The following is a 13367-nucleotide window of genomic DNA, read 5'->3' on the forward strand; positions in this document are numbered from 1 at the left end:
GCCTGGCGCGAGTTTCGACGCGGCCCGTGGCGTCATCAGTTGGAAGGCGGGCTCGCAGTCCGCCGGCACGTACAAGGACGTCGTGCTGGGCGTCACCGATGGCCCGCACACCGTCAGCAAGAGCGTCACTATTCTTGTGGCGCCGGTCAACGACGCCCCCGTGCTGGCCAAGCCGGCGGACCGGACCATTCGTGAAGGGGAACCGATCCGTATCCAATTATTGGCCACCGACCCGGAGAACGACGGCCTCCGCTATTTCAGCAATTTTGCGCCGGGGGGCGCGACCATCGATCCGGCTACCGGCGCGTTCGAATGGACGCCGGGCTACACGCAAGCCGGCATCTATGAGATTCCGTTCAGCGTCACGGACGGCGTGAACGTCACGACGCAAACAGCGGTGTTGACAGTCCTCAATGTGAACGCCGCTCCGCAGTTCAATCAGATCGGCGGGCTCGAAATTCTTGAGAACCAGTCGCTGTTCTTCCGCGCCTTCGCGTTCGATCCGGATAATCCTGCGTTCATTCCACAGGACAGATTGTTCGATAACACGCTCACCCCGTTGCTCGAAACCGATCCGACCGTGTCCTACCAGGTCAGCGGTCTTCCGGCCGGCGCCACATTCGATCCGATCTCGGCACAGTTCCAATGGAAGCCGGCGTTCACGCAGGCCGGTACCTACAGCGTCACCTTCACCGCGACGGACAATGGTGACGGCACCGGCGTCGATAAGACGGCCTCGGTCATCGTCCCGATCACAGTCCTCAATGCCAATCGGCCGCCGGTGTTGCCGGATATTGCGAATCAAGTGGTGAATCGCGGCCAAGTGCTTACGCTGCCGGTCCACGCGACCGATGCCGACGGCAATCTGCTGCAGCTGGTGGCGACCGGCGACATCGTCGGGGACGTGCCCCAGGCGTTGCCGCGCTTTATCACGTTCCAGGACAACGGGAACGGGAGCGGGCTGTTTACTTTCACGCCAGGCTTCGGCGATCGCGGCAACTACACGCTCAATCTGTTCGCGATGGACAACGGCGATGGAGGAGGGGCCGCCACGATCCTCAAGGCGGTCGAAACCTTCGTCGTCCAAGCTAACTCACCCAGCGAGCCGCCGGCGCTCCAATACATCGGCGATAAGGTGGCGATCGTGGGGCAGTCGTTGCAGTTCACCGTCAAGGCCGCCGATCTCGATCAAGACCCGCTGACGTTCTCTGCAACGTCGCTACCTGCTGGCATGACCATGACCCCTGGATTGTCATACGGCACAGCCATCATTGCCTGGACGCCAACCTCCGAACAGTTGGGCGTCTACACCGTGACGATCCGCGCGACCGACAACGGCAACAACGGCGCCGGGGCTCCGGCGTTTTCAGAACAGACGATCACCATCAAGGTGCGCATAGCCAACCAATCGCCTGTGTTGCAGCCCGTCGGCAATCGCACGGCCACAGAAGGACAGCCATTTGAACTCCAACTGCTGGCCACGGATGCCGACGGCGACGGGCTGACCTACAGCGCCACCAATCTGCCCAGCGGCGCCACGCTCGATCCGGCAACCGGCCTATTGCGCTGGACCCCGAACTTCTTCCAATCCGGCATATTCAGCAACATCACGTTCACGGTGAGTGACGGCAACAAGAGCCAGACGGAAACCATCGGCATCACGGTGGGCAATACGAACCGGCCGCCCTCAGTCATTCCAATGATCCCGCAGTCCGGACGGGAAGACGCGATTCTCAAGTTTACGATTGCCGCAGCGGATATCGATAACGATGCCATCACGCTCTCCACATTGACGCCCTTGCCGGAAGGTGCGCATTTCGACGGAAAGACGGGCGAGTTCGAGTGGAAGCCGAATTTCAACCAGGCCGGGACCTATACCTTCACCATCCAAGCGAGCGATCCGAACGGAGCGACGGGGACGACGACCGTGACGGTGCGGATCGACAACGTCAACCGCCCACCGGTCATCAATCTCGGTAACCATCAAGTCTTATTGGGCCGGCCAGCGGTCTATAGCCTTGCCGGGACCGATCCCGATCTCGGCGCGACGCTGACCTACTCAGCGACGGGCTTGCCTGAAGGCGCGACATTGAATGCGAATACCGGTGAATTCCGCTGGACGCCCGGCGCCGGCCAAGCCGGCGATTATCTGATGCTGGTCACCGTCTCCGACGGGCTGACCACCGCCGTCGATCCCTTCACCATCCGAGCCGGGACTGAACTGCAACAGCCGCACGTGCAGATCGAACTCACGCCGAGCTTCCCGGTGGTGCCAGGCCAAAAGATCTTGGCCGACGTGCTGGCGCAGGGCTTCGCGCCGATCACGAGCACCACGATCACGGTCAATGGCCAACCGGTCGCGTTCGATAATCTGGGCCGTGCCGTTATTACCGCGGGTGGTCCAGGCCAGATGATCATTCGCGCCACCGCGACTGACGAAGACGGCCAGATCGGCACCGTCGAACAGATTCTGAAAGTCCGCAACCCCGACGACACCACGGCGCCGATCATCGCCTTCGACGGATCGGTCAACGGTGGAATCATTGCGGCGACCAGCGCGATTCGCGCCACGATTCTCGATCCCGATCTGGATCACTGGACGCTCGAAATAGCCCATGCCGGATCCGATACCTTTGCGCCGGTAGCGACCGGTACGACGACCTTGGCTCCAAGCGGCGCCCTGACCTCCATAGATCCTGCCGGGTTGTCCAACGGCTTCTATCGCCTCAAGCTCACGGCGGAAGATGTGGCTGGACGGCGAGCCGTCACCGAAGCCATCGTCGAAGTCCGCAGCACGGTCAAGACCCAGCAATTCACCAGAACGGAAACAGACCTCTCCGTTACCCTCGACGGCCATGCCTTCGACATCATCCGGCAATACGACACATTGGAAGCATCAACCGTCAACGGGCACTCGTCATTCGGCAATGGATGGAGACTCGCCAATAGAGACGTCAATTTTGAGACCGATGTACCGCCGACCGGCCGTGAAGAGTTCGGCGTCGTTGAGGCCTTCCGCTCGGGCACCAGGCTCTATCTCACGCTCCCGCCCGCGGGGGCTGGGGGGAGTTCACCAGCTGATGGAACGAGGGTCGGGTATACCTTTGCGCCAATACAGCAGACCGTGAACGGCGTCACCTTCTACACACCCGCGTTCGTCGCCGATAATCCCGCGAGCGGCTATCAGCTTTCAGCGCTCGACGCCAAGCTGACCAAAGCCGGCGATCATTTCTTCGATTTCAAAACCGGCGAAGCCTATAACCCGACCAATCCAGTCCTGACGGAAGCGCAGTTCACGCTGACGGCGCAGGATGGCACCATCTACAAGATTCATGCAGCCAACGGCATCACTGAGCAACAGTTCACCGACGGCAAGAAATTCATCCTCAGCGACAGCGGGGTCACGGCGCTCAACGGGGAGTCTGTGCAATTCACCTGGGCGGCTTCCGACCATTCACCAATTCTCTCGTCCATCACCGGCCCCGACGGCCACCGTCTCGTGTATAGCTACGATCGACAAGGGAACCTCGTCTCGGCGCGCGACCTCAGCACCGGCGACACCTCCCGCTATGGCTACGATGCACAGCATCGCCTCATGCTTGTGACCGAAACGGGGCAGCCCGGTCAGGTCGTCAGCTATGCGGGGTCTACGCCGCAAGCCAGCACCATCAAGGCCGATCTTGGCGCCGCGCTCAACTATCTCGCGAATCCGTATAGCAGCACACTCACAGCGGGTGCGACCGATCGCCTGGTCTTCAGCGTGCGGCCCTCTGAAATCGCGTCAAGCGCCAGCGGCGACGTCTACGTCGGCGTCATCGTGGACGCCGACGCCGGGAGTGCCATGTTGCCGGGTATACCGACCATCGCCGGTCTCACACCGGTGGCGAGCCAGGTCACAGGGAACCAGGCCTTCGCGCTGTTCCGAGTGGAACGAGAAGGGATGCAGCTCATACAGATCGCCGGGGCGAATGGCACCACCTCAGGCGCCTATTCGGTCAGGCTCTTCATCGCCGGCGATGCGAACCGCGATACCACAGTTGACGCACTCGATGCCACGCTGATCGAAGCCGCGCTCGGATCGGTGGCCGGTGGCGCCACCTACAATGCCAACGCCGATGCCAATCGCGACGGCGTCATCGACTCGACCGATATCCACTTCTATCGGCAAGATCTCGGGTACATCCCGAACCAGGCGCCGGTCGTCCATCCGATCACGCCGGTCAAGACCCACATCGATTTAGAAGTGCTCAAGTCCATGGTGCCCTTCATCAGCGATCCGGAGAATGATCCGACTACCTATCGCATCGTCGGCGCGACGAACGGCACGGCGCGCATCGCGAGCGACGGCGCATCCGTCAGCTTCATGCCGGCCACCGGCTACTCCGGTACGGCCGGTTTCTCCATTGTGGCCGACGATGGATACAGCACCTCGCCAGTGGCCACGGTGACCGTCAACGTGAGCGATGCGCCCCTCGTGAAACTCGACTTCCAAGTCCGTCAACCTCGGGTCGACGCCAGACATACGACTAAGTTGGAACTCATCGGTGATTTCACCGACGAGCAGGGTGTGGCCTTGCCGGCGTCCTATCTCCAGTTTCAATCGACCAATCCCACCGGCGCCCGCATATCCACCGGCGGCGTCCTGACCGGGATCCTCGACGGCAGCACCGGCGTCATCACGGCGTCCACGGCCCATGGCCCCGGCGGCGTCACGATCCAAGCCGCCACGGCGTTCAGCGTCGGCATCCCGACCGATCAAACTCAGCAGTTCCTCTATGCGCTCGGGCTGGAGGTGTTTCCCGGTGCGGTGTCACTCGCGGCGCACACGCCAACCTCCTTCGGCGGTCAGAGGCAGATCATCGCCGACTTGGCCGATACCATTCAGCTGACCAACGGCTCCACCGGCACGCGGTACTTCGTGTCGAATTCCAACGTCGTGACCGTCTCAACGGATGGGCTGATCACCGCCAATCAAGCAGGCGATGCCATCGTCACGGTCATCAATGGCCCGGCGGAATCGTTAATTCCAGTCAAGGTCCAGGTGCCTAACAGTGGACCGACGTTGATCGGTACAGAGGGCGGGATCGTCAAGGATACGAGTGGCTATCAAGTGGCGATTGCGCCGGATGCCCTGGCTGCAAGCACGTTGGTGTCTATGACACCGGTCCTCCAAGCCTCATTGCCGCTCGCGATGCCGGGACCGTTCCAATACGTCTCCAGCTTCGATCTGCACATAGGCGATGGGCGTCTGGCGACCCCTGCGCAGCTGGCCATCCCGATCACCGGCTCGTCCCTGGCGCCGAATTCAGACATCGTGTTCTTCCGCTATACGACATTGCCGGATACCACCGGCGGCACCTTTGGTGTCTGGATGCAAGAAGAAACCGGCATCTTCGGCGCCGATGGCGTCGCCCGCACGGCGTCGCCGCCCTTCCCAGGCGTCCTGAAGAGCGGGACCTGGATGATTGCCGCCGCGCCGGCCGGCAGCGTCGGCCGAGTCGATGGCGAGATCAATACCTTTTTCCCGAACCAAGGGAGTCACCTCACGGTTGTGGCTCGGACCTCCGGCGCACCAATTGCCCGTGACGTGAACTCTCCGGTTCAATTCTATCTGCCGTTCGGCCCATCGATTGAGCTGGACATCTTCGAATACGCGCCGTCAGGCAAGGCGAACGTGACCATCACGACGATCGCCCCGCAGCCTGGGGTGATCACCACGTTCAACCAAGCGGTGATCAACTCGTTCGTGGATCCTGCGGTCGACCCATCCGGTGTCCCGGTGATCCAGACCGCACAGGTGGCCATCGCCAATGGCGAGGCCGAGCTCATCCTCACCGGGAGCCGTCTGACGTACGATGTCACCGATCCGTCGGCGCCCAACGTCGGGACGTCGCTTCTCGATCTCGTCGTGAATTTTGACATGCCGATCCGGCCTGAGTTGCAGTTCAGCCAGGAACAATTGGGGCAATTCATCGCCGACGGACAAGCCATTCCCAAGACCATCCGTCTCACCGCCACCCCGGACCCGCTCACCAGCAGCGGCAATACCGTGCGGGTGAAAGTGCCGAACGGAGTCATTCTTGGCCTGGCCGATGTCTCCGTCACGCGGAAGACACCGGTGCTCAAGAGCACGTCACCCAATGTCTGGGCCATCGAAGATCGCACGAGCGACACGACCACGGTGCAGGCGGATGTCCACATCCTCTTCGCGGCGAATAATATCGATCGTAGCGTGGCTGCGGTCGATATCTCGAAAGATCCGCTCACCGGCCAGCGGCGGAATCAGGTGATCACGCGCATTGCTGTCGGCGACCCGGTCTTGCAAGGCCCGACTCGGTCTGTGGCGGTGACACCGGATTTGACGCGCGCCTATGTCACGACCGGGCAGGGGGTGGCCGTCATCGACGTGCAGACGCTCCAAGCCATCGACGTCAATCCGGCAACGTCCGGGATGGATCCCCTCATCACCATCCCCGGAGCACGCCCGTATTGGGCGGTGGCCGACAAAGACGGCCACTACCTCTATGTGTCGGACATCAATGTCGGTCTGATCTATGTCATCGACATCAATCCCACGAGTCAGACGTTCCACACGGTCGTCAAGCAGATCGTCGTCGCCGCGGCACCCGAAGGGCTGCGCGGCATGGATATCACCGCTGACGGCCGCCGGCTCTATGCCGCGGCACCGGTGAAAGGTGGGGCGGCGCAGTTCAGCACTCAGTCCTATCCCGATGGCAGGATCGTCGTCATCGACATTGATACTGAGGCCCATGAACAGACGCTGTGGACGGCCATCGCGGAGAAAACCGTGTCTCAAGAGCCCTATTTCGTCAAAGCCTCGGACACGGACCCCCGCGTCGTCACCTTTACCAATCGGCGCGCCGATGCCAATGGCTTCGGGGTCGTGCACGCGACGAATGACGCGCACACCAGCTTGGCCATCACCTATGCGTCCCTTCAGTTGGGGTCGCGGCTCGATAACTTCGATGTGAACGATGCCTCGGCCATCGCCTTCTTGCCGGCCGGCACCTTGCCGGGACAGACCAAAGACTATGCCTTCATCACCGGGTGGAATCGGATTCAGCAAGATGTGCCCTCGCGCGACCCCTACATCATCGAGCGGCAAAGCCTTGAGCAGCAACAAACGGCGGGACTCGTCCTGGGAGGAACCGTCGGCGGCAATATCGGGGTGATTGAAGATCCCTTCGGCACACCGACGCTCATCGCGGCGACCGCCGGAGAATTCCTCAGCATGCCGGATGGCCTGAGCATTTCACCGGACGGCAAGACGCTCTATGCGGCCTTCAGCGCACAGAACGCCGTCCGAGTCTTCGATGTGCAGAAGATCTTTGCGCAGCTGACGAATCCGGCAAACAACGTACCGAATCAATTTATCCGCCGCGACGGGCGATTCACTCGGCTGCAAGTCAGCCCCTTAGCCGGACCAGCCGGTACAGGCCCGATCAATGCGCCGATCGATGCGAGCATCGAACTGGCGCCCATCGGCACCGGCCGGTTCCCGCAGGGGCTGGCGATTGCGGAAGATACCATCAAGGTCGATTTGGGATTTGGGCGAGCCAATGCGTTGCAAGTCACAGGCAGCGCAGGAATCTTCATCACAGCGGAGCCTGGTGATACGACACCACTCTTTAGATGGAAGGCGACCTACAAAGATCAGCCGCTCCCTGAGGGCTGGACGACGAAGCTCTATCTCAGTGTATTTGGTCCGAAGAATGGATTGTTCCCACCGGATAATCTTGTTGAGATTGATCTGCACGCGAATCGAATTCTGAACGGTGTGAAAGGTGTTAACAGGCCACCGCTCGCGCCTGATGTACTAGAATTCGATATGAACACCGTTTCGAGTCGGGCGCTAACATTGGGCCAAGTGTATAAAGTTGGGCTCCTTGTATTCGATGAATTTGGCAACAGAGTTGGTAAGCCGATCGTAACTTCTTTCAAGCTCGACCCTGCTCCTGTTACCGATATGACAAAGTTCAGCAGTGTGACTGTGCTGACCCATGGATTCCAGCCCGGGCTCGCAACCTTCGGTAAGAATAGCTTGCAAGATGAAGGTCAGTGGCTATTCGACATGGCAAATCAAATCGTGAAGGAAGGAGGCGGTGACCCAAGTACGAACATCCTTCGCTATGATAAGGCAAACGGCAATTGGGTGGATCGTAAATTATTAACAAGTCCGACGGGTGGGGGACCGCTTGTCCTCATCGCAGACTGGTGGCGAGAGTCCGATATTAACGACTCGGGATTTAGTGAGGCTGCAGGGGATGCGTTGTTCGCTTCCCTTGTTAAGTTGAATGATAATCCAACTATGCCTGCCAAGATTTTCAATTCTCCGCTCCACTTTATTGCCCATAGCCGGGGCACGATAGTGACAAGCGAACTGCTTCAACGGCTTGGCGAATATGAAAACAGGGTCTTAAGCCAACAGCCTGGCTATCGCCCATTAAACATTCAATTGACGACGCTAGATGTCCACGATGAGTTCTTTGGGCCTCAGGCTAATCTTAAGCCGCTTGGAATTGACTGGACTGATTTTGATGAGCCAAGTGTCTATGCTTGGTCTAATGTGGATTTTGCAGATAACTATTATGAGTTCCTTTCGCAAAAGCACCTGACAGTTCCGTTTAACCAAAGTTCTAATCCAGATGGCCGTGTCCTGCCGAGTGCAGATCTAAATGTCAATCTAAATGGTATGGCGGGATTTCTCTTTGACGATGCGAATATGGAAGTCAATATCTTCAACCCTCCCACCTTCCAAGACCCGCATACTTTTCTGGGGCCGCATAGTCGAGTTTGGCGTTGGTACGCAGGAACGGTATCTCTGAATATAGACCGGTTCGAACTAAATACGAAAAATAACGAGCCAATATTCCGAAGCTTGGCAGATATTCCGCTTTTTAACCCGACATCGGGTGAGCTGTTGGGGGGAGGGGGCGACCAACCATGGTATGTACCGAATGGGTTTGAGGCCAACGCGGCAGATACACCGTGGGAAGGAATTGGGGTAGGGTGGGCACTTTCTGAGATAGGTGGCTCAAAAGGGAATCGCAACATCTTCTTGGGGGTTCGTCAAAACCTATCCTTTGACAACACAGAGGCTCCCTCAAAAATCACGCCTGATCAAGTATTTTGGAGCGGCAGTGCTATCCCGAGTGTCTTTAATGGGAATTTTGAGTTAGGAGATATGAGAAGGGGAGACCGCATCTCCGGCGCTTATCCGTCATATCGCGGTGATCAAATCCCAGGATGGTCGTTCCAGGGAGGCACAAGCGGTGCTGGTGCAATCTTTAGGAGTCCGCTGGCTCCACAAAGATCATCCTATCAATCTGCTGCAGCTGAAGGCCCGTTTGGTCCTAGTGAAGGTGCGGGTCGCATTGTAACCTTGAATGGTAATCATGCCCTGGAGCTAAGCGGTCGATTCCCTGACAACACGGTAACCCATAATTACATGTTGGTTCCTGATGGCGCTGATCGGATACGCTTTAAGCTAAATGTCGTCGATCCAACAGGCGATAGCGATGCTCTTCAAGTAGTTATGAACGGAGTTCTTCTTGATACGAGGCCTGTAGGGGCTCCTGCAGTCGACATTGGGCAGGTCACTTCCGGATTCGAAGAACGAGTACTTCTCATTCCAGACGCAATCCGACAGTTGGCAACCAGTCAACACGGAACAATTGCGACGCTTACCTTCAAGCTTGTTGATCCGGTTCAGGGACGAAATGTCGATAGTGTGATCTATATAGATGATATCCGTCTCAGCAATGCGGGCCAGCCTCTCGAAGTTCAAGCGGCAACAGCCAAACTAGGCGCAAATCCGGTAACCCAGGATAGCCTGAGCTCAGCAATACAGACGGCTCAACTGGAGTGGACAAAGCTAGTAGATATGCCAGATCGGCGCACTAGGGTCGTGTTTGGGGACATCGGAGTATCTGCAACGGAATTGCCCATTGTAAATCAAGGGAACTTTTATGAAAACGGGTATGCAGGAATCAGTGAGAGTAACTTCAACAATCAATGTCTCTTTACGGACGTCGATGGGTCGTTGAATTTTCCTGTTATATCGTACAAGAGTACAGGAGACCTTGGGGTCGGCTTCCTCAGCACCGGCCTCTTGACAGACAAGTTTGGGATGGATGGTGATCCGTCGTTTGCCGCCGACAGCCATACCGTTCATGCCCAACATTATACCGATTTGCCCGATGGACAAAATGCCATTTTCGGCTACTCCGTTGTGAATGAAGACGGATCCTTCCATTCCGAAATAGCTGACAGCGGGGCCGCGATAGATGGGCTTCCCGTTTCCAGAGGCATAGCGGACTTCGATATCCGCGGAGACCTTGCGCCCCGTGGCAGCGATGGGGCCCTCTCCGACCTTAAGGTCCTCAACCTGGAGGAACTCTCGCTTCAGCCGTTCCAGGCTCTCCCGTTCTTTAGGAGTGAGAGCGAAGGGTCTATAGAATCCCGTCTCCTCGCTAGTGGAGCACCCGAGCTGGATCAGAGCGAGGACCAACAGAATCAAAGTTCTCTTCAGCATAGTCTCTCCTTCGGTAGCCAAACTGTACCGACTGATCGGAGATTGGTCAATCAAGTCGATGCATTTGGCAGCGGGTTCCTTGGGCTGACGTCCAATCAACTTGCCTTGCTCAATCAGGCGACTATTACGATTGCCGATCTGGCTGATGGCTACCTGGCACTCACGTCCGGCACGACGATCACGCTCGACACCGATGCCGCCGGGTATGGCTGGTTCATCGATCCGACGCCGTTGACGAACGAAGAGTTTGCGGTCGGCGCGAATCCCTGGCAGTTCACCGCGCTGGAGGGCCGTGCGGCTGCCGGCACGATCGATCTCATGACCGTGCTCATGCACGAACTGGGGCATGTCATGGGTCTCGAGCATGTGAGCTCCGCCGTAGACGGCACGCGCCTCATGGCCGGTTCCATTGATCCCGGCATCCGGCGATTGCCCTCGGCGCTGGATCTCGGAGCCGTGGCATCATCGACCGAACCGGGGACAGGCACCGACGTGGTCGGAGCCAGTCCCCAATCGGTCGATTCGTCGATCTGGGACCCGTATCTGGCCCACTACACGACCCTGTCGTCTGGTGAATCGGCGCCGGCGCCGGTCATCAATCCGGCCAGCCTGGTTCAAGCGGCCCAAGTCCCGTCGCACTCCGGCATCTTTAATAGCAACTTTGCCATCGCCGATCCGGCCAATGCGCACTTTGGGTGGGACCAATCCGGGGCCGTCACGATTGCGAACGGGCAGGCCCTGCTCTCTGAAGACAACAATGTGCTTTCCACCTTGTCTCAGCTCTTCACCTTGCCTGCCGGTTCGACACATCTGCGCTTTACGCTGCTGGATGTGAATTTGAATTCAAACGGGGCGAACCGTCCGCCGGACGCCTTCGAAGTGGCGTTGCTGGAAGCCAGCACCCTGACGCCGCTCGCCGGTGTGACCGCGGGTCTGACCCAAACGGATTCGCTGTTCAATCTCCAACAGGACGGCACGGTCCGCTTCAGCAACCGTGTGAGCCTCTCGACTGGCGCCCTCTCCGGCTCCACGCTGGACCTGACCCAACCAGTCATGGTCGACATTGATCTGACTGGGATTTCAGCTGGTGCAGGGGCACGCTTGTCCTTCGATCTGCTCGGTTTCGGCGACCGTACCAGCACCGTGGTACTCGACAACGTGTTGCTCACGAACGGGCAACCGACGGCGGCACCCGTCGCGGTGAACGATGCCTACACCGTCGCCGAAGGCGCGACCGTCACGCTGACTGCGCCGGGGCTGCTGGGGAACGATACCGATACCGATTCGCCGCCGGCCGATCTGTCCGCGGCGCTCGTCACGGGAGCGCTCCATGGCACGGTGACCGTGCAGGCCGACGGCCGCGTGACCTATGCGCATGACGGCAGTGAAATGCTCACCGACTCTTTTACCTATCGCGTCAGCGACGGGATCAACTTCTCGAATCTGGCGACGGTCTCCCTCACCATCACGCCGACGAACGATGCGCCGGTGATTGCGCCGATGGCGGCACAGACGGTGGAGCAGGGGCGCACGGTGACGGTTCACGTGGTGGCCACGGATCCGGATGATTCAAACGTCAGTCCTGAGTCCTCAGTTTTGACCTACCGCCTCGCACCAGGCGCCCCGAGCGGTGCCAGTATTGATGCGAACACCGGCGTCTTGAGCTGGGCGGTCCCGCGCACACAGACGGTGGGCCGCTACACGATGGCCGTGATTGTAACGGATGCCGGGACGCCGGCCTTGTCCGCGACTCGCTCGGTGACGGTCGATGTGCTGGAGCTGTCGAATACGGCGCCGACACTCGATCCGATCGGCCCGAAGACGGTGAATGAGGAAAGCGAGATACGCTTCACGATTCACGGGTCGGACGCGGATGTGCCCACACAGACCCTGGTCTACAGCGCCACCGGCTTACCGGCAGGGGCGACGTTCAATGCCACGACGCGTGAGTTCGTCTGGACGCCGGCAGAGGAGCAGGGCGGCGCCAGTTATCAGGTGACCTTCTCGATCACCGATGGCGAGTTCAGCGTCAGCGAACTCGTCACTATCACGGTGAACGATGTGAACGTCGCGCCGGTCTTGGCCCCGATCGGGCCGAAGTCACTCAACGAAGAGACGGAACTGCGTTTCACGATCGGCGCGACCGATCACGACAGCCCGGCACAGGCCCTCACGTACAGTGCGACTGGCTTGCCGATCGGCGCGACATTTGATCCGATCACCCGCGAGTTCGTCTGGACTCCGACGGAATCCCAAGGCCCTGGCTCCTATCCCATCACCTTCTCCGTGACCGACGGCGTCGCGATGACGAGTGAAGTGGTGACGATCACCGTGGGTGAAGTGAATGTGGCACCGGTGCTGACTGCCATTGGCCCGAAGTCGGTCAACGAACAGACGGAACTGCGCTTCACGGTCAGTGGCAGCGATGTCGATCAACCGACTCAGACCCTGGTCTACAGCGCGACTGGCTTGCCGACCGGTGCGACCTTTGATCCGACGACGCGTGAGTTCGTGTGGACTCCCACGGAAGAGCAGGGCTCCGGCTCGTACGCTGTGCTCTTCAGTGTGACGGATGGCGTGGTGACGACCAGTGAAGCCGTGACGATCACGGTCCATGAAGTGAACGTCTCGCCGGTGCTGACTGCCATTGGCCCGAAGTCGGTCAACGAACAGACGGAACTGCGCTTCACGATCAGTGGCAGCGATGTCGATCAACCGACTCAGACCCTGGTCTACAGCGCGACGGGCCTTCCGACGGGAGCCACGTTCGATCCAACGACCCATGAGTTCGTGTGGACTCCCACGGAAGAGC

At 59.3% G+C, this 13367-nt stretch carries 1 protein-coding gene (running past one end of the window); it reads left to right on the plus strand.

What is annotated here, in order from left to right:
- Positions 1 to 13367: part of a putative Ig domain-containing protein coding region (locus NITLEN_RS06185; RefSeq protein ID WP_121988739.1), annotated on the plus strand (this coding region is incomplete at both ends). Its footprint begins 16680 nt before the window's first position; the window shows 13367 of its 30047 annotated nt.

Origin of the sequence: Nitrospira lenta, from assembly GCF_900403705.1 — a bacterium.
Lineage (GTDB): Bacteria > Nitrospirota > Nitrospiria > Nitrospirales > Nitrospiraceae > Nitrospira_D > Nitrospira_D lenta.